Below are 25,611 nucleotides of genomic sequence, written 5' to 3'. Positions count from 1 at the left end.
GGGGCGCGGGAGCCTAGGAGCGCAGGCGGTTAGGAGCGCAGGCGGCGAGAAGCACTGTCGCCGGAGGGCGCCGCCTCCTAGTCTGAAGCCATGAGCGACGCAGCCGAACGTGCCCGAGCCGACGCGGACGCGGCCGTCGCCGCAGCGGAGAAGGCGCAGGCCGACGCGGAGGCCGCTCTCGCGCACGCGCGACAGCTCCAGGCGGAGGCCGCTGCCGCCGCCGCTGCCGCCGCGGCTGCGGCCGACAGTGCGCCAGAGGCAGGGGCGGAGAGCGCTGCGAAGCCCTCGACCACGGCCGCGGACGGCCCTCTCGGCCTCGACGACGTCGAGAGGATCCGCAGCGGCTACGCCTTCGACGGGCCCGCGCTCGAGATGGGCGCTCTCGTCAACGGCGAGGCGCTCGCGGACGTCCCGGTGCGGATCCCGCTCGCCATGCTTAACCGGCACGGCCTCGTCGCGGGCGCCACCGGCACCGGCAAGACGAAGACCCTGCAGGTGCTCGCCGAGCAGCTCTCGGCCGCCGGGGTGCCGGTCTTCGCCGCCGACGTCAAGGGCGACCTGTCGGGGATCGCCAGCCCGGGGGAGTCGAGCGCGAAGCTCCTCGAGCGCACGCGCGGTATCGGTCAGAACTGGTCGCCGCAGGCTGCGCCGACAGAGTACTTCGCACTCGGCGGCAAGGGCACCGGGATCCCGGTGCGGGCCACCGTCTCGGGCTTCGGGCCGCTCCTCCTCAGCAAGGTCCTCGGCCTGAACGACACGCAGGAGTCGAGCCTCGGCCTGGTCTTCCACTACGCCGAGAAGGCGGGGCTCCCGCTCCTCGACCTCGCCGACCTGCGGAGCGTGCTCACGTTCCTCGTCAGCGACCAGGGGAAGCCGGAGCTCGCCGACCTGGGCGGCCTCAGCTCGCAGACGGTGGGGGTGATCCTGCGCGAGCTGATCACGTTCGCCGACCAGGGCGCCGACGAGTTCTTCGGCGAACCCGAGATCGACACGGCCGAGTTCCTGCGGGTGGCGTCCGACGGCCGCGGCATCGTGAGCCTCCTCGAACTGCCGGGGGTGGCGACGCAGCCGGCGCTGTTCTCGACGTTCCTGATGTGGATGCTCGCCGACCTCTACAACGACCTGCCGGAGGTCGGCGACCTCGACAAGCCGAAGCTCGTGTTCTTCTTCGACGAGGCGCACCTGCTGTTCCGCGACGCATCGAAGGACTTCCTCGCTTCGATCACGCAGACGGTGCGGCTCATCCGGTCGAAGGGCGTCGGCATCGTCTTCGTGACGCAGACGCCGAAGGACGTCCCGAGCGAGGTGCTCGCCCAGCTCGGCTCGCGCGTGCAGCACCAGCTCCGCGCCTTCACCCCCGACGACGCCAAGGCCCTCAAGGCGACGGTGTCGACGTACCCGTCGAGCGGCTACGACCTGGGCGCGGTCCTGCAGTCGCTCGCGACCGGCGAAGCCGTCGTGACGGTGATGAACGAGAAGGGCGCGCCGAGCCCGGTGGCCTGGACGAGGCTCCGAGCGCCGCGCGGCTCCATGGCGCCGACACCGCAGGAGGCCATGGACCAGACGGTCGCGGCGAGCCCGCTGCTGGCGCGGTACGGCACGGCGATCGACCGCGAGTCGGCGCGCGAGATCCTCGCGGCGAAGCTGGAGGGCGCGGCCGAGACTGCCAGGGCCGCGTCCGAGGCTGCCGCGGCCGCGAAGGAGGCCGCGGCCGCTCAGAAGGCGCAGGCGCAGGATCAGGCGCGCGCCGCGAAGCAGCAGGCGAAGGCCCAGGCCGACTACGAGCGGCAGCAGCGCGAGTTCGAGCGGGCCGAGAAGGCGCAGCGCCAGGAGGCGAGCCGGACGAGGTCGACCTCGCGCTCCACGCCCCGGTCGACGCGATCGTCAGGATCGTCGGGCTCGATGATCGAGGACCTCCTGACCTCGAAGTCGAGTCAGAGGCTCGTGGCCGACGTCGCGAAGGGCATCTTCGGCACGCTGCTGCGCCGCCGCTGACCCGCGGCGCTCGCCGTCAGGAGGCGTCGACGACGCTCTCGAGCGAGAGCACGACGACCACCAGCACGCCGAGAGCGGCGGCGGCCGCGCCGATGAGCACGGGCCAGCGCAGGTACCAGCCCCGCGCCACCGGGAACCGGCGGTGGTACTCGGCGGCCGACATCGGGAGGGTGTCGACGGTCGTCTGCACGTCGAGGGCCTCGACGACCCGCTGGATGTCGTCCTCCGACCAGAACAGCGCGTTCATCCCCAGCACCCGGCGACCCAGCGAGTCGACGCCGAGGAGCTGGGTCAGCGCCTCGGTCGAGCCGGTGCGGTACACCCGGTGCAGGAGCAGGCGGTCGATGCTGGTGCGCTGCACGGAGACCTGCGGGAGCAGCATCCTGCGCTTCACGAAGTGGGTGCGCGTCACGCGCGAGTAGACCAGGCGGAAGCGGATGTAGACGACCACGAAGACGACGGCCACGACGGCCTCGACGGCGAGCACCACGGGCCAGGCGGGGGAGGTGCGGGCGAGGTACAGCACGACGGCGAACACGGGCAGCAGGCTGAAGGCGCCGGACAGCAGCGCGGTCCGTCCGAGAGTCGGGAGCGGGGTCACGTGAGTGTCGGTCTCGGTGCGGCTGGTTCCGCTCGGCATCGCTTCGTTCCCCCTGGACGTGACGGGGCGCCGGCCTCCTCCACCCCTGGGGGAGATCGCGCGCTCGGATCACTGTACTGGGAGGCGGAGGCGGGTAGACAGCCCAGTTCGGGTGGTATCCGACCGGAGAGTATGTTTTTCTCTCACCCGTCGGGCGGGCCGTCCGGGCGAGCCGGCGGTGGCGCATCCGGGGATCGGACAGGGGCGTCAGGGGCGCAGGATCACTCGTCGGTGCGTCCGAAGATCTCCTCGCGCAGCCGGTCGATCTCGCGTCGATCGCGCTTGGTGGGGCGGCCGGCTCCGCGGTCGCGCACCGGCACGGAGGCGATCTCGGTGCGGGGAGGCGGGGGAGGCGTGAGGTCGGTGAGCGCGGTCGCGGCGACGGGAGCGCCGACGCGCTTGACGAGGAGCTTCCGGACCACGACGATCCGGTCGAAGCCGCCCTCGCGGGAGCGGATCTCATCGCCCTCGCGGACCGCCTGCGCCGCCTTGACCCGCTCGCCGTTGACCCGCACGTGTCCGGCGCGGCACGCCGCCGTCGCCGCCGATCGCGTCTTGTACATCCGCACCGCCCACAGCCACGCGTCCACGCGCGCCGAGGTCACTTCACCCGCCATGCTCCGACCCTAACCCTGTGCTGCCCTGGCGCGCGAAGCGTCGCCGGCCGTCCTGCTGCCTTCCCCTGTCCCGCCGTTCCTGGCGCGCGAAGCGCCGCCTGGCGCGCGAAGCGCCGCCGCGGGAGCGGAGCGACCCGTGGAGACGAGCGAGGCCCCCGCCTGTTCTCACCGAGAACAGACAGGGGCCACGCCGAGCGGAGAATGGGGGATTCGAACCCCCGAGGGCGTGAACCCAACACGCTTTCCAAGCGTGCGCCATAGGCCACTAGGCGAATTCTCCAGTGATCGTCGCCCTCGCGGGCGGCGTTCGACCTAGAGCACTCTACCGGTTCCGCGGCCCGGTGACGAACCACGGCGCGGAACCCCGTCCGCCCTGCCTGCTCGGAGGTGGCGGTCCTACAGTTGCTCGTGTGTCGACCCGCATCTACATCACCTCGGCCGAAGGCCACACCGGCAAGTCCTCGATCGCCCTGGGGGTGCTCGACACGCTGAGTCACGAGCTGGGCCGGGTGGGCGTCTTCCGCCCCGTGGCCCGCTCGACCAGCGAGCCCGACTACGTGCTGGAGCTCCTGCTGTCGCACGACAGCGTCGATCTCCCGTACGACGACTGCATCGGCGTGACCTACGACGACGTCCACGCCGATCCCGACGCCGCGCTGGCCACGATCGTGGGCCGCTTCGCCGCGGTGGAGCGGCAGTGCGACGCGGTGGTCATCGTCGGCTCCGACTACACCGACGTGGGGAGCCCGACGGAGCTGTCGTTCAACGCGCGCATCGCCGCGAACCTGGGGGCGCCGGTCCTGCTGGTCCTCGGCGGTCGGACGTCCGACGGACAGCGGCCGCGCTCGGGCGCCGACATGCGCCAGGTCGCCGAGCTGACGACGACGGAGCTCCGCAGCGAGCACGCGGGGCTCCTCGCCGTGATCGCGAACCGCGCGGAGCCGGGCCACCTCGACGAGGTCGTCGCGGGCATCGGCGACGCGCTCGCCGCGTCGCCGGAGGGGCTCGTGCCGGTCTGGGCGATCCCCGAGGACCGCGTCCTGGTCTCGCCCACGCTCCGCTCGGTGATGCAGGCCACCGGCGCGCGTCTCCTGCGCGGCGACGAGGCCCTCCTCGACCGCGAGGCCGTCGGCGTGGTCGTCGCGGCGATGTCGATGGAGAACGTGCTGCCGCGTCTCACCGAGGGCGCCGTCGTCGTGGTGCCGGGCGACCGGTCCGACGTCCTGGTGGCCACGGTCCTCGCCCACGCCTCCGACACCTTCCCGTCGCTCGCCGGCATCGTGCTGAACGGCGGCTTCGACCTCGCGCCGCAGGTCGTCCGGCTGATCGGCGGTCTCGGGAGCCCGCTGCCGATCCTGTGGTCGGAGCTCGGCACCTACGACACGGCCCTCACCATCACGCAGACCCGCGGCCGCCTGGCCGCCGACTCGTCGCGCAAGACCGACCTCGCCCTGTCGCTGTTCGAGCGGCACGTCGACGGCGAGGAGCTGCTGCGACTGCTCCAGGTCAGCCCGTCGAAGGTCGTGACCCCGCTCATGTTCGAGTACCAGCTGCTCGACCGGGCCCGGAGCAGCCGGAAGCACATCGTGCTGCCCGAGGGCGACGACGACCGGATCCTGCGCGCCGCCTCGTCTCTGCTGCAGCGCGGCGTCGCGAAGCTCACCCTCCTCGGCAACGAGGCGAGCGTCCGCGCCCGAGGCGCCGAGCTCGGGCTCGATCTCACCGACGCGGCCGTGCTCGATCCGACCGACCACGAACTCCAGGTGAAGTTCGCCACCGAGTACGCCGCTCTGCGGGCCCACAAGGGCATCACCATGGACATGGCGATGGACACCGTCACCGACGTCTCGTACTTCGGCACCATGATGGTCAGGCTCGGCCTCGCGGACGGCATGGTCTCGGGCGCGAAGCACACCACGGCGCACACGATCCGGCCGTCGTTCGAGGTCATCAAGACGCTCCCCGACGTCGGTGTGGTCTCGAGCGTGTTCCTGATGGCGCTCGCCGACCGCGTGCTCGTCTACGGCGACTGCGCCGTCATCCCCGACCCCACGGCCGAGCAGCTCGCCGACATCGCGATCTCGTCGGCGCAGACGGCCGAGCAGTTCGGGATCGAGCCCCGGATCGCGATGCTCAGCTACTCCACCGGCACCTCCGGTTCGGGCGCCGACGTCGAGAAGGTCCGTCAGGCGACGGCCCTCGTGCGCGAGCGCCGCCCCGACCTCCTCGTCGAGGGGCCGATCCAGTACGACGCGGCCGCCGATCCGACCGTCGCGGCCGCGAAGATGCCCGACTCGGAGGTGGCCGGGCGCGCGACGGTGTTCATCTTCCCCGACCTCAACACGGGCAACAACACCTACAAGGCCGTCCAGCGGAGCGCCGGAGCGGTGGCGATCGGGCCGATCCTGCAGGGTCTCCGGAAGCCGATCAACGACCTGTCGCGCGGCGCCCTGGTGTCGGACATCGTCAACACCGTGGCCATCACCGCGATCCAGGCGGGTACCGCCGCAACCGAAGGAGCATCCCTGTGAGCGCCGTCCTCGTCGTCAACTCCGGCTCGTCGTCGTTCAAGTACCAGCTCATCGAGCTCGAGGGCGAGAAGACGCTCGCCTCCGGGCTCGTCGAGCGCATCGGCGAGGAGACCGGCGCGACGAAGCACCGGAACGCGCTGACCGGCGACGAGACGTCGAACGACTCCGAGCCGATCGCCGACCACGCCGCCGGGTTCGCCGCCATGCTCAAGGCCTTCGAGCAGCACGGCCCGTCGTTCGACGAGCACCCGCTCCTCGCCGTCGGCCACCGGGTCGTGCACGGCGGGTCGGAGTTCGACCGCGCAACGATCGTCGACGACGCCGTCGAGGAGGCCATCGAACGCCTCTCCGCCCTCGCACCGCTGCACAACCCCGCGAACCTCGAGGGCATCCGCGCCGCGAAGGAGGCGTTCCCCGACGTGGCCCAGGTCGCGGTCTTCGACACCGCGTTCCACCAGACGCTGACGCCGGCCGCCTACACCTACGCCATCGACGACGAGCTCGCCAAGAAGCACCAGGTGCGCCGCTACGGCTTCCACGGGACGTCGCACAAGTACGTCTCGCAGGCCGCCGCCGACTTCCTGGACACCCCGCTCGCCGAGCTGAAGATGATCGTCCTGCACATCGGAAACGGGGCGTCCGCCACCGCGATCGAGGGCGGCCGCAGCATCGAGACGTCGATGGGCCTGACGCCGCTCGAAGGGCTCGTGATGGGGACGAGGTCTGGAGACGTCGATCCTGCGGTCGTGTTCCACCTGCACCGCGAGGCGGGGCTGTCGTTCGACGAGATCGAGACGATGCTCAACAAGCGGAGCGGACTCCTCGGGCTCACCGGCAACGGCGACATGCGCGACGTGCAGGATGCCGCCTCCCGCGGCGACCAGGTGGCCGAGGCGGCGCTCGCGGTGTATCGCCACCGCATGCGGCACTACGTCGGCGCCTACGCGGCGCAGCTCGGCGGTCTCGACGCGATCGTGTTCACGGCGGGCGTGGGGGAGAACAACGCCCTGCTGCGGCGACGGACTCTGCTCGGGCTGGAGTTCCTCGGGGTCACAATCGACGACGACCGGAACGAGCTCGCCTCCCGCGAGGCCAGGTACATCTCGAAGGAGGGCGCGCCCGTGTCGGTCCTGGTCGTGCCGACCGACGAGGAGCTCGAGATCGCCCGGCAGGCGGCCGAGCTGGTCTGACTCCGTCGGCGGGCGGGGGGAGCGGCCCCCGCCCGGCCGGGTCAGTAGCGGATCGCCGTCAGCGCGTCGCTGATCTCGAGCTCGCCCGAGACCACCTCGAACTGCGTCTTCACGGCGACGCCCTCGAGCAGGGCCGTCGCCACGATCGACGCCACATCGGCGCGCGGGATCGTGCCGGTCTCGAGTCGGGCGCCGACCGCGACCAGGCCCGTCGCAGGATCGTCGGTGAGGCCGCCCGGACGGACGATCGTCCAGTCGAGCGCGTCCCGGCCGCGCAGGTCGGCGTCGGCCTCGCTCTTCGCCCGCAGGTACACCTGGAACACGTCGTCGCCCTCGGCCGGGAGCTCGGCGCGCGACGCGTCGAACTCGTCGGTGTGCATCGCCGAGATCAGCACGTACCGCGAGACGCCGGCCTTCTCGGCGGCGTCGGCGAGCAGGATCGCGCCGTCCCGGTCGATGGTCAGCTTGCGCTCGGCGCCACTGGCACTGCCGCCGCCCGCCGCGAACACGACGGCGTCGGCCCCGTCGAGGTGCCCGGCGAGGGTGTCGACGTCGGTGCTCTCGAGGTCGAGGACGAGGGCGCGAGCACCGGCCTGCTCGAGGTCGGCGGTGTGATCGGGGTTGCGGACGATGCCCACGGGGTCGTGACCAGCATCGGACAGCAGGCGTTCGAGGAGCAGGGCGATCTTGCCGTGGCCCCCGGCGATGACGATTCTCATGCACCCATTGAACCCGGGTGTCCTGCACGGGCGTTGAAAGACGGTAAAGTAGTGCCCGGCTCCCCACGTGGCGCCATCCAGGCCAACTCCCCCAGGGCAGAAATGCAGCAAGGGTAACCGGGCTCTGGCGGGTGCGTGGGGGGTCTTCTGCGTGTTCGGGCGCTGCGAACGCGGTCCGCACGCGTCGACGAAGACGGGCCGAGGGTAGCCGGTCCTCCACAGGGAGGACACCACTCGTTTTGGGGGTACAGATGGGGCAGAACGCTCGCCTTCGACCCCCTCCTTCTGTCTAAGATTGCGGCAACCACTCGTCTCCCCTCACCACGGAGACGCACTCCTCCCCTCGGGAAAGGACGCGACCGTGACGTCGCACACCAGGATCAGGCTCACCATCCCTCTGTCTCCGCTCGCCCACGGCGCCGCGAGGGGCCGACCTCCCAGACGCTAGAGGTCGTGCACCAGCGACGGGCGGATCAGGCGCCCGTCAGCACGGCCCCGGCACCACCTGCGGAGTGCGCGCCTCACCACCGCGCACCCCGCCATCCCCCCCTCGCGCGATCGTCCCAAGCCGTCGCGCGAGTCCAGCCAGGGGGAGCACCCGACCCGACGGCCCTCACCAGGCCGAGCACCACCCCGATCCGCTTCACCAGCGGGACGAGCGGCTCCGACTCACCACCGGGCCCGCGACGAGTCGCCTCACCAGCGGCTCGAGCACCACCCTCCGCCCCACCACCGGAGGTTCGGATCAGTGACGGGTCTCGGCCCGTCAGAAAGAGGCACTCATGCCCACCCACCGGATCAGCCGTCGTTCGCCCTCGTTCTTCAGTCGTCACCTCCTCCTCCGGGTCGGCGCCGCGACGGTCGTCGGGGCCGTGATCGCCGCCTCGGCCATCGTCCCCGCGCAGGCGGCGACGGGCGACGTCAGCGAGGCGGAGGGAGCCCTCCTCTCCGGCTCCGGCATCGTCGACCTCGACACCATCGCCCAGCTGCGGAGCGCCTACTCGGCGACCACCGCGACGGCGACGCAGGGCACCGTGTCGAACCCGCTCGATGTGACGGCGGTGAACGCCCTCGGAGTGAGCCTCGGCAACGGCGTGCGCCTCCTCGGCACCAACGGCCTCCTGACCCTCGGCGCGGCGGGGCAGTACGCGAACACCACCGCCACCGGCTCGACGGCGGCCTCCGGTGTGATCGGCTCCGACGGCACCATCGCCGTCGGCCCCGGCACCCCCGGGAGCGCCTCGACACTCAACCTGACGCCGCTCCTCAGCCGCGTCGGCGCCTCGGCGGCGGTCGCCAGCGCAGCCCAGCTCGACATCGGCGCGCTCGCCTCGCGGATCTCCGCGACCCGCGGGTCCGCGGTCGGCACCTCGTCCTCCTACGCCATCGCCGGGGCCGACTTCGCCGTCACCAGCCCGGCGATCGGCGGGCTCAACACCTCGCTCCAGACGACGGTCAACCAGGTCGGATCCGACCTCAACGACCTGACGACGAACACGTCGGCGCTGAACACCGTGGTGAGCGGGACCACCGGCGACCTCACGACGGCGCTCAACTCGCTCGGCCTCGGAGTCCTGAGCCTGAACGGCACGGGTCTGACGGTCGGCCTCAGCGGCCTGAACCTCGGAGCGGTCACCGCTCCCGTCCTCGCGCGGACCTACACGTCGGGCCCGGTCACGGTCACCCCGTCGACCGGCAGGATCGTGATCGACCTGAACACGCTGCAGGCCCTGAACGGGCAGCCGGCGAACACGCAGCTGCTCTCGACGCCGGCCCTGCGGAGCATCGTCTCCGCAGCCCTCCAGGACATCCTGGTGACGCAGCTCCCGGCCGCCCTCGACACCGCGGTCGTCCAGGCCATCGGCACCGCGACCGTCACGGCGACCCTGACCGCGCGGGTCGCGGCACTCGGCGTCAATGTCGGCACCCTGTCCGTCGTCAGCACGACGACCCTCGGCAACCTCCTCAAGACCACCGGCCGCGCACCCCTGTCGGTCAACGCCCGCATCACGCCGCTCGGCCTCGGCGGCCTGACGGTGAGCTCGGCGGTCCTGACCCCCGCGCTGCAGCCCGTCGTCGACGGCACCCTGGCACCGCTCCTCCGGGGCGTCTTCGCCCCGACCGTCACCGGGATCCCGGCGACGCTCGCGGCCGTCACGACGCCGGTCGGCACGACGGTCTCCGCCCTCCCCGCACTGCTCGGCCAGCTCGTCTCGATCACCGTCAACGCGCAGGACTCCGCCGGCTTCCAGGACGACCGGGGGACCACCGCAGGATCGCGCTCCGTCCACGCGCTGCAGCTGAGCATCCTGCCCGGGGTGAACGCCGCGACGGTCGACCTCGCAACGTCGACCGTCAACGCGACGACCGTCGCACCGCTCACCATCGCCACTCCGACCGCCGACCAGCAGTTCACCGTCGCCACGCCCACCGCGACCAGGTCGATCACGATCACCGGCGCGGGGGAGCCCTCGGCATCCGTCGCCGTCGACCTCGGGGCCGGCCGCACCGGCACGGCCGTCGTCGGCGCCGACGGCACCTGGAGCACGACGATCCCGGGCGTGGGGGTGGGCTCCGTCACCGCTTCGGCGGTCCAGACCTTCGGCGGCGTCGCCTCACCCGCCGTCACCCGGACCTTCGCCGTGGTCGCCCAGCAGCCCCTCGTGATCACCGCACCGACCGCGAACCGCACCTTCACCGTCGTGTCGCCGACGGCGACCACCGCCGTCACCGTGTCCGGCACGGCCACGCCGGGTGCGGCCATCGCGCTCGACCTCGGTTCCGGCCTGACCGGCACGGCGACCGCCGACGCCTCGGGCGCCTGGACGACGCAGGTGGCGGGCGTGGGCGTCGGCAGCTACACGATCTCGGCCACCCAGACCTCCGGCGGCGTGACGTCGCCCGTCGCGACCCGGCCCTTCACCGTCGTCGCGGGGGCGGCGCTCACCGTCACCGCTCCCACCGACGGCACCAGGATCGTCGTCCCCGGCCAGACCGGGACCACCACCGTCACGGTCACGGGCTCCGCCCAGCCGGGCGCCACCGTCAGAGCCGACCTCGGAGGCGGCCTCACCGGCACGACGACGGCCGCCGCCGACGGCAGCTACAGCATCCCCGTCGCGGGCGTCGGCGTCGGCGACTACAGCGTCCGCGTCACGCAGAGCGTCGGAGGCTCGACCTCCGCGCCGATCACCCGCGCCATCACCGTCGTCGCCTCCGCGCCGCTCGTCATCCAGGCCCCTGTGCCGGGCGGCCAGTTCCGCGTCGCCGGTCCTCTCTCCACGACTCCCGTCACCGTGTCCGGCACCGCCGAGAAGGGCGCCTCGGTGACCGTGCAGCTCGCGGACGGCGTCTCGAGGACGGTCACCGCCGACGCGGTCTCCGGCACCTGGAGCGCCACGTTCCCGAACCTCGGGGTGGCGGACTACACCGCGACCGTCACGCAGACCGTCGCCGGAGTGACCTCCGCACCCGAGGACCGCGCCTTCTCGGTGGTGGCCGCCGACGCCGTCGTCATCACCGCCCCGGCCGCCGGCACGACCAGCATCGTCGCCGACCCGAGCTCGAGGCGGCCCGTGACGGTCAGCGGCACGGCCGAGCCAGGCGCTTCCGTCGACGTCGTCCTCGACGCCGACCACACGGCCACCGTCACCGCTTCGGGCACCGGAGCGTGGACGACGACCTTTACGGGCATCCCGGTCGGCGACTACGCCATCCAGGCCACCCAGACGGTCGGCGGCACCACCTCCCTGCCGGTCACGCGCCCCTACTCCATCCAGGCCGGCGCCCCCGTCGCCATCACCGCACCGACCCCCGGCGTCGACGTCGTCGTCGCCTCCGAGGGGAGCACGGCTACAGTCACCGTGGCCGGCACGGCGCAGCCCGGAGCCGCCATCGCCATCGACCTGGGCGACGGTCTCACCGCCACGACGACCGCGAACGCCTCCGGCGCCTGGTCGGCGCAGGTGACAGAGGTGCCGATCGGCGACCGCACCATCAGCGTGACCGAGACCGTCGGCGGCACCGTGTCGCTCGCGGTGACGCAGCCTCTCACCGTCGCTGCGGGAGCCCCGATCACCATCGCGTCGCCGGTCTCCGGCAAGACGGTCACGGTCTTCGGCGCCACCGGCACGACGGACGTCGTCGTCTCCGGTGCCGCTCAGCCCGGCGCCTCGGTCAGGGTCTCCCTCGGCACAGGACTCAGCGCCACCACCACGGCGTCGCCCACCGGCGCGTGGTCCGTCAGCATCCCCGCCGTCGGCATCGGCACCTACAGCCTGAGTGCTACGCAGAGCATCAACGGATCCTCCTCCGCGACGGCTCCCCAGCCCTTCTCGGTCGTCCAGGGCGGCGCCATCGTCATCCAGCAGCCCGCCGACGGCACCGGCTACCTGGTCGCCGAGTCCGGCTCGACCCGAGCGACCACCACCGTCTCGGGGCGCGCGAGCGACGGCGCGAGCGTGCTCGTCGACCTCGGAGGCGGCAGGACGAGGTCGACCACCGCGACGGGCGGCGCCTGGCAGGTCGACTTCACCGACCTCCCGGTGGGCACCTACACCGTGAACGCCACCCAGACGCTCCAGGCGGCCTCCGACGACGCCACCCCGACGTCGTTCAGCATCCGCGCCGGCGCCCCGGTCGACATCACTGCGCCGGTCGCCGGCATGGAGATCAGGGTCGCGACGCCGGACTCCGCCGTCCCCGTCGCGATCACCGGCACCGCCCAGCCGGGGGCCGACATCTCGGTCGCCGTCGCCGGAGCCACCCTCTCCACCACCACCGCCGGCGCCGACGGCACCTGGGCGGTCCGCACCGCGGGTCTCACCGAGGGCACGTACACGGCCTCGGTGACCGAGACGATCGGGGGCACCACGTCCACTCCCGTCACCCGCTCGTTCTCGGTCGCAGCCGGAGCCGCGTTCACGGTGACCGCGCCCCTCGACGGCTCGGTCGTCGACGTGGCCGACGCGTCCGGCACTCAGACGATCGCGGTCAGCGGCGCCGGAGAGATCGGCGCCACCGTGCAGGTGGCGCTCGGCGCCACCACGAAGAGCACGACGGTCGGTCTGAACGGCACCTGGTCGACCTCGTTCGCGAACGTGGGAGTCGGGCCGCGCACCTTCCGGTCCGTCGAGACCCTGAACGGGACGACCTCCGCGCCGATCGACCGCACGGTGACCATCCGCGCTGCGGCACCCGTCACCGTCACCGCCCCGACCTCGACCATCACGGTCGCCGGTCCGGCAGCGAGGATCGACGTCACCGTCACCGGCACCGCGGCTCCCGGGGCCCCGGTCGCGATCGACCTCGGCTCCGGTCTCACCGCTACCGCCACCGCGGACGGCACCGGTGTCTGGACCGCCGACTTCGCCCAGCTCCCGGTCGGGCGGTACACGATCGCCGCTTCGCAGACGGTCAACGGGACCGTCTCGGTCCCTGTCACGTCCGACTTCACCATCGTCGCGGGCGATCCTGTGGTCGTCCTCTCGCCCGCCGACGGCGGTCGCGTGACCGTCGCCGACTCCGCGGCGCGCGTCGACCTGCCGGTCTCGGGCACCGCCGAGGCGAACGCCGACATCAGCGTCGACCTGGGCGGCGGCCTCACGGCGACCACCACGGCCGCCTCCGACGGCCGCTGGTCGACCACGGTCGCCGACGTGCCCGTGGGCGCCTACACCGTCAGCGTCACCCAGCAGGTCGGCGGCACCACGTCCGACGCGGTGACCTCCCGTGTCACCGTGGTCCCCGGCGCTCCGCTGGCGATCACGGACCCGACCGCCGACGCGCGGATCCCCGTGGCAGCCGCCGGTCTCACCACCGACGTGGCCGTCACCGGCACCGCGCAGCCGGGCGCCTCGATCGCCCTCTCGATCGCGGGTGCCCCCCGCGGCACGGCGACCGCCGACGGCTCCGGCGAGTGGACCGTCACCGTCGCCGACCTCGGCACGGGCTCGTACACCGCGAGCGCGACGCAGACCGTCGGCGGCACCACCTCCGGCGCGGTCACGAGGCCGTTCCAGGTCGTGGTCGGTGCAGCCGTCGTCATCGACTCGCCCTCGACGGGCGCCGTCTACCCCGTCGCCCGCGACACCTCGACCACGTCGGTGACCGTCACCGGCACGGCCGAGCCCCGGGCGACCGTGGTGGCCCAGCTCCCGGGCGGCATCGCCGCGACGACCACCGCTGCCGACGACGGCTCCTACTCGCTGACCCTCCAGGACGTCCCGACGGGCTCCCAGACGATCTCCGTGAAGCAGACCGTCAACGGCACCACCTCGCCGACCGCTGCCACCGTCACGGTCACCGTGCGGGCCGCTGCGCCGATCGTCCTCTCCGCGCCCGAGCCCGGCGTCGACGTCGTGGTCGGGGCGGCAGGCGCCACCGCGACCGTCCCGGTCGCCGGCACCGCCGAGCCCGGCGCCTCGGTCACGATCGACCTCGGAGGCGGCCTGACCGCCACCGCCCAGGCCGGACCCACCGGCTCCTGGTCGACCGTGGTCGAGGACGTCCCGGTGGGCGACCACACCATCTCGGTGACCCAGCTCGTCGGCGGTGCCCCCACGATGCCCGTCACGCAGGATCTCACCGTCCGCGTGGCAGCACCGGTCGCGATCCAGTCGCCGGCCGACGGCAGCTCGCTGCCCGTCGCCCTCATCGGCGGCACCCGCTCGGTCACCGCGGCAGGCACTGCGGAGCCGGACACCGAGGTGCGCGTCGCGCTCGACGGCGGCACCCCCGTCGTCCTGCGCTCGTCGGGCGCCGGGGCGTGGACGACGACCTTCACGGGCGTCGGGATCGGCGACCACGAGGTGACCGCCCGCGAGATCCTGAACGACGGTCCGACCGCGCTCGTCGACGCCGGCTTCGCTGTCGCCACAGCCGACGCCGCGACCATCACGACGCCGCGGCCGGATCAGGTGGTCCAGGTGGCCGCCGGTCAGACGGCGACCGTGCCGGTGACCGGAACCGGCTACCCGGGAGCCTCCATCTCGGTGGCCCTCGACGCCGACCAGGCGAACGCGAGGACGACCACGGTCGCCGGCGACGGCTCCTGGACGACGACGTTCACCCGGGTCCCCGCGGGCTCCCACACGGCCGCGGTGACGCAGTCCGTCGGCGGAGTCGACCAGGCTCCGGTCGACGTCGACTTCTCGGTGGTCGTGACCGCTGATCCGGCAGCCCCGGTGGTCGTCACCAGCCCGGTCCGGGACGCGGTCCTCCCCGACGCCGACGGCGACGGGAAGGTCGACGTGCCCGTCTCGGGAACCGGCGAGCCCGGCTCGACGATCACCGTCGACGCCGGTGACGGACACACCAGCACCACGACCGTCGGCACCGGCGGCGACTGGTCGACCACGGTCGCGGACGTCCCGGTCGGCCAGATCACCGTCGTCGTCACCCAGGAGACCGACGGCGACACGACCGGCTCCGACGCGGTGCAGATCACCGCGGTGACCATCGCCCCGGTCACCATCACGGCTCCGGCGGCCGGCACGCCGATCGTCGTCTCGTCGCCCACGGCGACGGCGGACGTGACGGTGACCGGCACCGGCCAGCCCGGCGCGACGATCGCGGTCGACCTCGGCGACGGCCTCACGGGAACGGCGCAGGTCGGCTCCGACGGCACCTGGTCGGTCACGGTCGACGACGTCCCGGTCGGCGACCACACGGTCTCCGTCGTGGAGACGTCGAACGGCGCCACCCTCCCGGCCGTGACCCGCGACGTGACGGTCGCCGTCGCGAAGCCGGTCGCGATCACCAGCCCCCGCGACGGGTCGGCGGTCACCGTGCCCACCGCGTCGTCGACCGCCACCCTCCCGGTCGCCGGGACGGCGGAGCCCGGCGTGCGGGTCACCGTGACCCTCGACGGCGCCACGCCGAAGACGGTCACGACGGGCACCGACGGCACCTGGTCGACCTCGTTCCCGGCCGTCTCGCCCGGCGCGCACACCGTCGAGGCGACCGAGGCGCTCGCCGACGGCGCGACCGATCCCGTCTCGAACGACGTGACGGTCCGGGTCGCGACGGCCGCGGTCATCACGACGCCGCAGCCGGGCCAGCAGTTCCAGGTGACCTCGAACACGACGACCCCCGTCGTCGTGACCGGGACCGGCGAGCCGGGAGCACGCGTCGCCGTGACCCTCGACGGCGCGAACCCCCGCACCGTCACGGTCACCGCGCAGGGCGGCTGGACGACCACCTTCACGGGCGTCGGCGCAGGCCGGCACACGGTCTCGGCGACCGAGAGCATCGGCGGCACCAGCCAGGCGCCCACCAGCGTCGGGTTCACCGTCGCCGTCACGGCCGATCCTGCCGTGGGACCGACGATCACCAGCCCCGCGAATGGCCAGATCATCCGCGACACCGACGGCGACGGCACGTTCGACGTGCCCGTCACCGGCACGGGCGAGCCCGGCTCGACCATCAGGGTCGATCTCGGCTCGGGGATCAGCCGGACCACCACCGTCCTCTCGGACGGCACCTGGTCGACGACCGTGACGTCGGTCCCCGACGGCCCGCGCACCATCGTCGTGACGCAGACCACCGGCGGCACCACCACCGGCTCGGCGTCCGTGCAGGTCACCGGATCGAAGGCGGCGCCCATCGTGATCACCTCGCCCACCCCGGGTCAGGTCTTCGCCGGCGGCATGACCGGGACGTCGGCGGTGCCCGTGTCGGGGACGGCCGAGCCCGGCGCGACCGTGCGGCTGTCGCTCGACGGCGGCGCGGCGAAGACCGCGACCGCTGCGGCCGACGGGAGCTGGAGCATCCTGCTGACCGCCGTCTCGCGAGGCGACCACACGGTCACCGCGACGGAGACCGTCGGGGCAGCGACCTCGGCGCCGGTCTCCACGACCTTCACGGTCACGGGCACCGTCACCGGCGGAGCGCTGACGGTGACGTCGCCGCGGAACGGCGCGCTGCTCCTCGACCGTGACGGCAACGGCTCGCAGGATGTCACGGTGACCGGCACCGGGACGCCGGGAGCCGCGATCTCGGTCGCGCTCGACGGAGGCCGGACGGCCACGGCCACGGTCGGCACGGCGGGCACCTGGAGCGTCGTCTTCCCGGCGGTGGCCCTCGGCACGCACGACTACACCGCCACGCAGGTCGCCATCACCGGCACCACGACGACCGCCCCGCGCGACTTCACGGTCAGCGGTGTGGCCCCGGTCACGGTCTCGTCTCCTCGTCCCGGCTCCGTGTTCACCACGGGCCCGGAGGGGACGATGTGGATCCCGGTGAGCGGCACGGCGGAGCCGGGAGCGACCGTGACCGTCCGCCTCGACGACGGCCGGACCGAGACGGTCACCGCTGACGCCCGCGGCCGCTGGTCGCTGAGGTTCCCCGCGGTGAAGCCCGGCGACCACGTGTACGTCGTGCACGAGACCGTCGACGGCTTCGCCTCGGCGCCCGTGTCGACCTCGTTCCTGGTGCTGCAGGGTCCTGCCTCGGGCACCGACGGCGGCGACAGCGGCAGCGGCGGCACGGACGGCGACGGGAACGGCGGGACCGGCGGGAACGGCACCGGTTCCGGCGCCCCCGGCAACGGGAGCGGGACCGGCACCAGTGCGGGCTCCGGGATCGGCGTCACGGCGGGCGGCGGTGCGACACCGACCTTCGTGTCCGGCGGAGCGCTCGCATTCACAGGCTCGACCGTCCTCCCCTGGATGGTCGTGGGCGCAGGCCTCTTCGCCCTGGGACTCGGGATGGTGGGTGCTTCCCGGGGACTGAGCAGGATCAGGGCGAGCAGGAGGTAGCGCCAAACAGGAACGGCCCTCCCGCATTCGGGTCGGGAGGGTCGTTCCGCATGTGCCCGCCGGGGCCCCGTCGAGATCGCAGGTCGACGGGGTCGCCGGCGGGTCTCGTGCGTCGTGCTGCGATCTCGGCGCGGGGTGGGCGCGGGGCAGCTCGGGCAGGTCGCGGGGCAGCTCGGGCTCGGGGAGGGCTCGAGCTGGTGCCGACCGCGAGCTAGCCGCAGGTGGGCGCCATGCCGAGCACGGCGGTCACGGTCCGCGTCTGCGGGGCGGTCGCGGAGGAGGAGCCGAGGCGCGACGTGATCGCGTAGGTGAACGACGTCAGACCGCCCACCGAGACGAGGGGCGGCGTGATGTCGATCGTCGTGGCGGCGGGGTCCGACACCGTCGTGGAGAAGCCGGTGCTGGTGTTCGTGATGACGAACGAGCCGGGCGTCCAGAGGGGCGCCGGCTGCAGCGACCAGGCGAAGCGCACCTTCCCGCCGACGATCGAGCAGGTGAAGGTCGCGGGTGCGGCCACGGATCCCGTCGCTAACGACGCCGTGGTGCTGCCGGCGTCGGCGAAGGCGGCCAGGGTCCCGGTGGCGTGGAGCCCGAAGGCGGAACCGGCCGCCACGACGACGAGAGCGAGGCCGAGAGCACCTCCGCGAACCCGGGAGGGGGCCGGGGGAGCGGCGGGGGCCGGATCCTGCGCCCGCGACTGCCACTGTTCGTGCGACTGCGCCGGTTCCTGCGACTCCTGCGACTCCTCGTGCTCCTCGTGCTCCTCGTCGAGCGACGCAGGATCACGGAGGAGCCGCTTGTCGAGCGGAGGCCGGAAACCCACGACGATCAGCACGCCGAACAGCGCGCCGAGGGGGAGCAGGACCTGGGGTCTGGAGGCCCCCTGGACCAGGTAGCCGATCCTGGGCGCCGACCAGAACACCCGGTCGACGCTGCGGGTGACGACGGGCTCCGGGTCGGCCGCGGCGTTGGCGTCGCCCTTGATGACGAGGGAGGAGCGGCCGCCGGCGTCGGCGGTAGCGGAGACGAGCCGGTGCGTGACGCGTTCGCCGTCGGCCCGGATGACGCTCACGACGTCGCCCGGTCGGAGGTCGGCGACGGGCGTGGTGCGGGCGAGGGCGAGGGCTCCGGTGGGGATCCCGGGCGACATCGATCCGGAGCGGAAGACGAGCGGCGTGACGCCGAAGAACAGGGCGGCGGCGGCCGTCACGAGGCAGAGGACCCCGACGGCCGAGCCGATCCAGAGGACGATCTCGCGCACCACGACGGCCGCCCGGTAGCCGCGACTGGGGCCGGGCGGCTGAGCCGCGGGTGACGTCATGCGTGACCGCCTCGAGGACGTGGAGAGGCGGGCGGTGATCCGGGCTCCACCCGAAGGAGCCTGCGGATCACCGCCCGCGAGTCCCGGCACGGCCGGGACCGAAGCGGCCGAGAGTCGGCCGGAGGATCAGGACTGGGTGGCGGTGAACGACACCGTCGCCACGGTGGTCTTGCTCTGGACGCCGCTCGGGGCCGTCGTCGGGAGCTCGACCCGGAAGCACAGGTTCTCGGTGGCGCCGGCAGCCAGGGCTCGGCCGCTCACGGCGGGCGCCGCGCTCAGCGTCGTCGTGGGCGACAGATAGGTGGCCGGGACGCCGGCCGCCGTGGCGTAGGTGGACGCGTTGCAGGTCGCCGAGGTTCCGAGCGAGACGATCGACCAGTTGAGGTTGGCGTTCAGCGGCGTGCTGTCGGCGCTGTTGGTCGACGAGGTCGTGAAGCCGTAGGTGAAGGGCACCGTGCCCGCGTTCGACACCGGCAGGTTCGCGTAGACGACGGTGCCCGGCGTCGCGTTCGCCATCGACAGCGAGGTGAGGGCGACGGTTCCGTCTTGACTGTTCAGCTTCAAGTCGAGCGAGCCGGTGCTGAAGCTGCCGGTCGCCGCCCCGGTGTCCGACCAGGCCGCGAGCGTCGCGACCGTCCCGAGGCCGACGACGGCGCCGAGAGCCAGGACCGCGCGGACGCGGCCCGATCTCGACAGCCGCCGACGGCGGACGGCGGCGGGCGAGAGCCCGCTGGGCGCGGTGAGAGCGTCGCGGGACGCCGAGGGTGCGGACATGCCTTCTCCTGATCCTGAGCCGGGTGCCTGGTGAGGGAGCGGGGTTGGTGAGACCCTGCCCGGCGTGTGCCGCATCCGGTTGTTGGAACGACAGTACCCCCGACCGTCCGGTTCGGAAAGGGGACAATCCGAGCAGGATCGCTGACATCACGGGAGCGAGGTCGAGTGTCGGTGGCTCCGACTACTCTTTCTCTGTGGTCACCGCTCTGTATCGCCGTTATCGGCCCGAGAACTTCGCCGAGCTCATCGGGCAGACTCAGGTGACCGATCCGCTCCGCACGGCCCTCCGCACCAACCGCGTCAACCACGCCTACCTCTTCAGCGGTCCGCGCGGCTGCGGCAAGACGACGTCCGCGCGCATCCTGGCCCGCTGCCTCAACTGCGCCGAGGGCCCGACCGACACGCCCTGCGGCGTCTGCCCGAGCTGCGTCGAGCTGTCGCGCGACGGCTCCGGCTCGCTCGACGTCATCGAGATCGACGCGGCCAGCCACAACGGCGTCGACGACGCCCGCGACCTCCGCGACCGGGCGATCTTCGCGCCGGCCCGCGACCGCTACAAGATCTTCATCCTCGACGAGGCGCACATGGTCACGCCGCAGGGCTTCAACGCTCTGCTCAAGATCGTCGAAGAACCGCCGGAGCACGTCAAGTTCATCTTCGCGACGACCGAGCCCGAGAAGGTCATCGGCACGATCCGCTCCCGCACGCACCACTACCCGTTCCGGCTCGTCCCGCCGGCCCAGATGCTCGACTACGTCGGGCAGCTCTGCGAGACCGAGGGCGTGCAGGCGGCCCCCGGGGTCCTGCCCCTCGTCGTCCGGGCGGGCGGCGGCTCGGTGCGCGATACCCTGTCCCTCCTCGACCAGCTGATGGCCGGCTCCGACGGCGACGCCTCCGGCACGGTCGTCATCGACTACGAGCGGGCCGTCGCCCTGCTCGGCTACACGCACGCGTCGCTGCTCGACGCCGTCGTCGACGCCCTCGGCGAGCACGACGGTGCGGCGGCCTTCGCGGCTGTCGACCGCGTGATCCAGACCGGGCAAGACCCGCGCCGCTTCGTCGAAGACCTCCTCGAGCGCCTCCGCGACCTCATCGTCGTGGGCGCCACGACCGAGGGGGCGGCCGCCGTCCTCCGCGGCATCACGCCCGAGGAGCTCGAACACCTCGCGAGGCAGGCGCACGCCTTCGGCGCGGCCGAGCTCTCGCGCTCCGCCGACGTCGTCAACCGCGCGCTCACCGAGATGACCGGGGCGACCTCGCCGAGGCTCCACCTCGAGCTCATGATCGCGCGCGTTCTCGTGCCCGAGAGCGACGAGACGGAGCGCGGCGCCCTCGCCCGAGTCGAGCGCCTCGAGCGGCGGGTTGGCGTCCAGGGTCCCGGAGCCGGGCAGACCTCCGGCGGAGCGTCGGCGACCCCTCCGCGGGCTGCCGGCTCTGCGCCCGTTGCTGCCGGGCCTTCGGCTGCCCGTACTCCGGCTGCCGGTGCTTCGGCTGCCGGTGCTTCGGCTGCCGCCTCCGCTTCTTCCGCTCCGGGGGCCTCTGCTCCGTCGGTGACGGTTTCCGCTCCGTCGGTCGCATCGTCGTCCCCGGCGGCGGCTGCCGAGGCCTGGGCTGCGCAGGCGCCTGCGGCTCCCGCCGCGGCTCAGGCTCCTGATCCTGCCGCGGTGTCGCCCGATCCTGCGGTGTCGCCCGATGCTGGCGACGTCTCGCCTGAGCCGGCGGTGCCGACGTCAGCCCATTCGAGCACCTGGGTGCAGACGGCCGATGCCGTGACGACGCCCGCTGCTCCGGTGTCTCTGCAGCAGCTCCGCGACGCCTGGCCCGAGATCCTCGAGGCGCTCGAGCGAGACAAGCTCTCCGCCTGGATGGTCGTCATGACCGCGACCGTCCGCGGGTTCGCCGACGACGTGTTGACCCTGAGCTTCCCGAGCCACAACGACGTCGAGCTGTTCAAGCGGCCCGTCGGCGCCGGCGAGGGCGTCAGCGAGCACCTGCGGCGCGCGATCCTGCAGATCCTCGGCGTGCGCGTGAAGTACATCGCGCGGGTCGAGCGCCCGGAGGAGGGCGGGCCCGCGGCTCCGTCGGCTGGTGCTGCCGCGCCTTCCGCGCCGGCTGCTGCTCCTGTTGCTGCGCCAGCTGTCGCGGCCTCGCCTGCTGCATCTGCGCCTGTCGTGTCCGCGCCTGCCCCATCTGCTCCTGTTGCATCTGCGCCTGCCGCTCGCGCCTCGGCGCCGGCTGCTGCCCCTGCGCCGGCTGCTGCCGCGGCTCCCACCCGGGCGGCCGCCGCGCCGACGACCGGCTGGGATGTCGCGCCCATCCCGCAGTCGGCGCCGCCGGAGCCCGACGAGCCCGAGTACATCACCGAAGAGCCTCCGGGCGGCGTGCCGTCGGTCGACGTCGATCCTGTGCCCGCGGCCCCCGCCGCGACTCCTCCCGCTGGTGCGCCCGCGCCGACTCCCGCGGCTGCCGCGCCGCAGCCCGTGCGCTCCTCGCAGCGCGCCGGCGGCAGCGTGCCGCAGAACTCCCGCTATGGCGAGGCCGTGGTCCGCGAGATCCTGAACGCGCAGTTCATGCACGAGGAGACCATCGCTCCCAAGGTGACTCCGCAGTCCGGCGCGCCGCTCGGAGGTGAGTGACGATGTACGAGGGGATCGTCCAAGACCTCATCGACGAGTTCGGCCGCCTGCCCGGGATCGGGCCGAAGTCGGCGCAGCGGATCGCGTTCCACATCCTGCAGTCCGAGAACTTCGACACCACCCGCCTCGCCGAGCTCCTCATCGACGTCAAGACGAAGGTCCGCTTCTGCGAGATCTGCGGCAACGTGACCGAGGAGGAGACCTGCTCCATCTGCCGCGACCCGCGGCGGTCGCCGGCGACGATCTGCGTCGTCGAGGAGGCCAAAGACGTGCAGGCCATCGAACGGACGCGCGAGTTCCGCGGCCTCTACCACGTGCTCGGCGGCGCCATCAGCCCGATCGACGGCATCGGCCCCGACGACCTCCGCATCCGTCAGCTCGTCACCCGCCTGGCCGACGACACCGTGACCGAGGTCATCATCGCCACCGACCCGAACCTCGAGGGCGAGGCCACCGCGACCTACCTGTCGCGCATGCTCTCGCCCTTCGGGCTGCGAGTTACCCGTCTCGCCTCCGGCCTGCCCGTCGGCGGCGACCTCGAGTACGCCGACGAGGTCACCCTCGGTCGTGCCTTCGAGGGCCGGCGCGTCGTCAGCGAGTAGCTCGCGCTGCTTCGCTCGCGCTGCCCGGTCTCCCCCCTCGCTCGCGTACATGTGGACGGAGATCCTGCGCTGTCGGACCCTCCTGCGTACATATGGACGGAGATCCTGCGCTCTAAGACCCTCCTGCGTACATATGGACGGAGATCCTCGAGATCCGGAAGAACTCATGGGGATCCGAGGGGTCTCAGCCGAGAATTTCCGTCCATTTGTACGCAGCGCCCGAAAATCTCCGTCCATATGTACGAAGGCCGAGAATCTCCGTCCATATGCACGCGAAGGCCTTAACCCGCACGAGGCGGGCACCACAGCAGCAGCACCACCCGAGCAAGCAGCCGTAACGCGCCGGAAACGTCCAATAGAATTGCGCGAACGGCGGCAACTCGACCGCGTCGACCCCGGGAGCATCCAGCGTGGCCTTGATCGTGCAGAAATTCGGCGGATCCTCCGTCGCCGACCCCGAGAGCATCAAACGGGTGGCGAAGCGGATCGTCGAGACGCGCAAGGCGGGCAACGAGGTCGTCGTCGCCGTCAGCGCGATGGGCGACACCACCGACGAGCTCCTCGACCTCGCGGCGCAGGTCACTCCGATCCCCGGCGGGCGCGAGCTCGACATGCTCCTCACCGCGGGGGAGCGCATCAGCATGGCCCTCCTGTCGATGGCGATCCGCGGGCTCGGCGTCGAGGCGCGCTCGTACACGGGCAGCCAGGCGGGCATGATCACCGACGCCCAGCACGGCAAGGCGCGGATCGTCGATGTCACGCCGGGGCGCGTCCGCGAGGCGCTCGACCAGGGCGCGGTCGCCATCGTCGCCGGCTTCCAGGGCTTCAACCGCTCGACCGGCGACATCACGACACTGGGGCGCGGCGGGTCCGACACGACGGCGGTCGCCCTCGCGGCAGCGCTCGACGCCGACGTCTGCGAGATCTACACCGACGTCGACGGCATCTTCACCGCCGACCCGCGGGTCGTCCCGCGAGCGAAGAAGCTCGACCGGATCACCAGCGAGGAGATGCTCGAGCTCGCGGCCGCCGGCTCGAAGGTCCTCTACATCCGCGCGGTCGAGTACGCGAGGCGCCACGGCGTCACGCTTCACGTCCGCTCCTCGTTCAACAACAACGAGGGCACCCTGGTCGTCAACCCGAAAGAGGGAGAACACGTGGAAGAGCCGATCATCGCGGGCATCGCGGGCGATCTCAGCGAGGGCAAGATCACCGTCGTCGGCGTCCCCGACAAGCCCGGCAAGGCGGCGCTCATCTTCCGCACCGTCGCCAAGACGGGCGCCAACATCGACATGATCGTTCAGAACGTGTCGGCCGCGGCGACGAGCCTCACCGACATCTCGTTCACGCTCCCCAAGTCGGAGGGCGCCGTCGTCATGCAGGCCCTCCAGTCGGAGCGTGACGAGATCGAGTTCTCCGAGCTCCTCTACGACGACCAGATCGGCAAGCTCGCCCTGGTCGGCGCGGGCATGCGCACGAACGCGGGCGTCACGGCGAAGCTGTTCACCGCTCTGTTCGAGGCCGGCATCAACATCGAGATGATCTCCACCAGCGAGATCCGCATCAGCGTCGTGACGCGTGCCGACATCCTGAACGACGCGATGCGCATCGTCCACAGCGCCTTCGAGCTCGACGCCGACCAGCTCGCCGTCGTGCACGGCGGCACCGGTCGCTGACCGCCCCCCCCCGATACGACTCACACGACAAAGCACGAGAGCAGGATCACGAAATGGCTGAAGGACTCCGCGTCGGCGTCGTCGGTGCGACGGGCCAGGTCGGCACCGTCATGCGCCGTCTCCTCGAGGAGCGCGACTTCCCCATCGCCGAGATCCGGTTCTTCGCGACCGCCCGGTCGGCAGGCACGACCCTCCCGTTCCGCGGCCGGAGCATCGTCGTCGAGGACTCCGAGACCGCCGACCCCCGCGGCCTCGACATCGCCCTCTTCTCGGCCGGTGCGACCGGGGCGCGCGCCCTCGCGCCGAAGTTCGCCGAGGCGGGCGTGCTCGTGATCGACAACTCGAGCGCCTGGCGCATGGACCCCGACGTGCCGCTGGTTGTGAGCGAGGTCAACCCGCACGCGATCGACGAGGCGAAGAAGGGGATCATCGCCAACCCGAACTGCACCACGATGGCCGCGATGCCTGTGCTCAAGGTCCTCGACACGGAGGCCGGCCTCGAGCGCCTCATCGTCAGCACCTACCAGGCGGTCTCCGGCAGCGGGCTCGCGGGCGCCGAGGAGCTCCGTTCGCAGGTCGCCGCGGCGGCCGAGCAGGATCTCCTGGGCCTGGTCCACGACGGATCGAGCGTCTCCTTCCCCGACCCCGTGAAGTACGTCGCGCCGATCGCGTTCGACGTCATCCCGTTCGCCGGCAACCTCGTCGAGGACGGTCTGGGGGAGACCGACGAGGAGAAGAAGCTCCGGAACGAGAGCCGCAAGATCCTCGAGCGGCCCGACCTGCTGGTCTCGGGCACCTGCGTCCGGGTGCCCGTGTTCACGGGTCACTCGCTGTCGATCAACGCCGAGTTCTCGTCGGAGCTGACGGCGGAGCGCGCGACGGAGCTCCTCCGGGATGCGCCGGGCGTGATCCTGGCCGAGGTCCCGACCCCGCTGCACGCAGCCGGGAAAGACCCGAGCTTCGTGGGCCGGATCCGGCAGGACGAGGGGGTTCCGGGCAACCGGGGGATCGCCCTGTTCATCTCGAACGACAACCTCCGGAAGGGCGCGGCCCTCAACGCGGTGCAGATCGCCGAGGTCGTGGCCGAGCGGCGGCTCGCGGCCGTCTGACATTCAGGGCCTCCGGGCCCGACTCGGCGTCGAGCGATCC

Annotated in this window: 13 protein-coding genes, 1 tRNA gene and 1 other RNA gene; 9 read left to right on the top strand and 6 right to left on the bottom strand. The window is 72.4% G+C overall.

Features of this window, described 5'->3' with window-relative positions; genetic code table 11:
• Positions 1–90: 90 nt before the first annotated feature.
• Positions 91–1,995 carry a helicase HerA-like domain-containing protein gene (locus ABD733_RS05525; protein ID WP_344794015.1) on the top strand — a complete coding sequence of 635 codons (1,905 nt, stop codon included), beginning with the start codon at positions 91–93 and terminating at the stop codon, positions 1,993–1,995.
• A 16-nt stretch (positions 1,996–2,011) separates the two neighbouring features.
• On the opposite strand, the gene ABD733_RS05520 is transcribed toward ABD733_RS05525, so the two are convergent.
• The 3 genes from ABD733_RS05520 to ABD733_RS05510 all read right to left on the bottom strand — a co-directional run bounded on the left by ABD733_RS05520 (position 2,012) and on the right by ABD733_RS05510 (position 3,532).
• Complete coding sequence (locus tag ABD733_RS05520) at positions 2,012–2,635, bottom strand: hypothetical protein (protein ID WP_344794014.1); 624 nt, start codon at positions 2,633–2,635, stop codon at positions 2,012–2,014.
• A 221-nt stretch (positions 2,636–2,856) separates the two neighbouring features.
• Complete coding sequence (locus tag ABD733_RS05515; protein WP_344794013.1) at positions 2,857–3,252, bottom strand: RNA-binding S4 domain-containing protein; 396 nt, start codon at positions 3,250–3,252, stop codon at positions 2,857–2,859.
• A 195-nt stretch (positions 3,253–3,447) separates the two neighbouring features.
• Positions 3,448–3,532 (bottom strand) — tRNA-Ser (locus tag ABD733_RS05510).
• A 130-nt stretch (positions 3,533–3,662) separates the two neighbouring features.
• Between ABD733_RS05510 and pta the strand changes: the two genes are divergently transcribed.
• A complete protein-coding gene (pta, locus tag ABD733_RS05505) occupies positions 3,663–5,783 on the top strand; it encodes a phosphate acetyltransferase (RefSeq protein ID WP_344794012.1) in 2,121 nt (706 codons plus the stop codon).
• Positions 5,780–6,973 carry an acetate/propionate family kinase gene (locus tag ABD733_RS05500; RefSeq protein ID WP_344794011.1) on the top strand — a complete coding sequence of 398 codons (1,194 nt, stop codon included), beginning with the start codon at positions 5,780–5,782 and terminating at the stop codon, positions 6,971–6,973. The genes pta and ABD733_RS05500 overlap by 4 nt, the downstream gene beginning before the upstream one ends.
• Before the next feature lie 41 nt (positions 6,974–7,014).
• On the opposite strand, the gene ABD733_RS05495 is transcribed toward ABD733_RS05500, so the two are convergent.
• Positions 7,015–7,692: an SDR family oxidoreductase gene (locus ABD733_RS05495; protein WP_344794010.1), complete on the bottom strand. Its 678-nt coding sequence runs from the start codon at positions 7,690–7,692 to the stop codon at positions 7,015–7,017.
• A 54-nt stretch (positions 7,693–7,746) separates the two neighbouring features.
• Here ABD733_RS05495 and ffs point away from each other — a divergent pair.
• Positions 7,747–7,843, top strand: an RNA gene (ffs, locus tag ABD733_RS05490) — signal recognition particle sRNA small type.
• Between the two features lie 631 nt (positions 7,844–8,474).
• A complete protein-coding gene (locus ABD733_RS05485; RefSeq protein ID WP_344794009.1) occupies positions 8,475–17,453 on the top strand; it encodes a beta strand repeat-containing protein in 8,979 nt (2,992 codons plus the stop codon).
• A 211-nt stretch (positions 17,454–17,664) separates the two neighbouring features.
• Here ABD733_RS05485 and ABD733_RS05480 read toward each other — a convergent pair whose 3' ends face one another.
• Entirely contained in the window at positions 17,665–18,774 is a 1,110-nt protein-coding gene (locus tag ABD733_RS05480; RefSeq protein WP_344794008.1) for a signal peptidase I, read from the bottom strand.
• 126 nt (positions 18,775–18,900) lie between these two features.
• Positions 18,901–19,548, bottom strand: coding sequence for a SipW-dependent-type signal peptide-containing protein (locus ABD733_RS05475; RefSeq protein ID WP_344794007.1), 648 nt, complete (start codon positions 19,546–19,548; stop codon positions 18,901–18,903).
• A gap of 194 nt (positions 19,549–19,742) precedes the next feature.
• On the opposite strand from ABD733_RS05475, the gene ABD733_RS05470 reads away from it, so the two are divergent.
• The 4 genes from ABD733_RS05470 to ABD733_RS05455 all read left to right on the top strand — a co-directional run bounded on the left by ABD733_RS05470 (position 19,743) and on the right by ABD733_RS05455 (position 25,571).
• Positions 19,743–22,184, top strand: coding sequence for a DNA polymerase III subunit gamma and tau (locus ABD733_RS05470; protein ID WP_344794006.1), 2,442 nt, complete (start codon positions 19,743–19,745; stop codon positions 22,182–22,184).
• A gap of 2 nt (positions 22,185–22,186) precedes the next feature.
• The gene (recR, locus tag ABD733_RS05465; RefSeq protein ID WP_344796019.1) at positions 22,187–22,786 is read left to right on the top strand and encodes a recombination mediator RecR; all 600 of its coding nucleotides are present in this window, start codon (positions 22,187–22,189) and stop codon (positions 22,784–22,786) included.
• Between the two features lie 410 nt (positions 22,787–23,196).
• Complete coding sequence (locus ABD733_RS05460; RefSeq protein WP_344794005.1) at positions 23,197–24,462, top strand: aspartate kinase; 1,266 nt, start codon at positions 23,197–23,199, stop codon at positions 24,460–24,462.
• 53 nt (positions 24,463–24,515) lie between these two features.
• Positions 24,516–25,571: an aspartate-semialdehyde dehydrogenase gene (locus tag ABD733_RS05455; protein ID WP_344794004.1), complete on the top strand. Its 1,056-nt coding sequence runs from the start codon at positions 24,516–24,518 to the stop codon at positions 25,569–25,571.
• Positions 25,572–25,611: the final 40 nt, after the last annotated feature.

The organism is Frondihabitans peucedani (assembly GCF_039537585.1).
Lineage (GTDB): Bacteria > Actinomycetota > Actinomycetes > Actinomycetales > Microbacteriaceae > Frondihabitans > Frondihabitans peucedani.
The sequence above is the reverse complement of the archived record's forward strand: the minus strand, read 5'-3'. Positions and strand labels throughout refer to the sequence as shown.

Bases quoted from the DNA above. Each gene is read 5' to 3' on its own strand.
- recR (WP_344796019.1), top strand. From the start codon at position 22,187: ATGTACGAGGGGATCGTCCAAGACCTCATCGACGAGTTCGGCCGCCTG.
- ABD733_RS05455 (WP_344794004.1), top strand. From the start codon at position 24,516: ATGGCTGAAGGACTCCGCGTCGGCGTCGTCGGTGCGACGGGCCAGGTC.
- ABD733_RS05485 (WP_344794009.1), top strand. From the start codon at position 8,475: ATGCCCACCCACCGGATCAGCCGTCGTTCGCCCTCGTTCTTCAGTCGT.
- ABD733_RS05495 (WP_344794010.1), bottom strand. From the start codon at position 7,692: ATGAGAATCGTCATCGCCGGGGGCCACGGCAAGATCGCCCTGCTCCTC.
- ABD733_RS05520 (WP_344794014.1), bottom strand. From the start codon at position 2,635: ATGCCGAGCGGAACCAGCCGCACCGAGACCGACACTCACGTGACCCCG.
- ABD733_RS05515 (WP_344794013.1), bottom strand. From the start codon at position 3,252: ATGGCGGGTGAAGTGACCTCGGCGCGCGTGGACGCGTGGCTGTGGGCG.
- ABD733_RS05525 (WP_344794015.1), top strand. From the start codon at position 91: ATGAGCGACGCAGCCGAACGTGCCCGAGCCGACGCGGACGCGGCCGTC.
- ABD733_RS05475 (WP_344794007.1), bottom strand. From the start codon at position 19,548: ATGTCCGCACCCTCGGCGTCCCGCGACGCTCTCACCGCGCCCAGCGGG.
- ABD733_RS05480 (WP_344794008.1), bottom strand. From the start codon at position 18,774: ATGACGTCACCCGCGGCTCAGCCGCCCGGCCCCAGTCGCGGCTACCGG.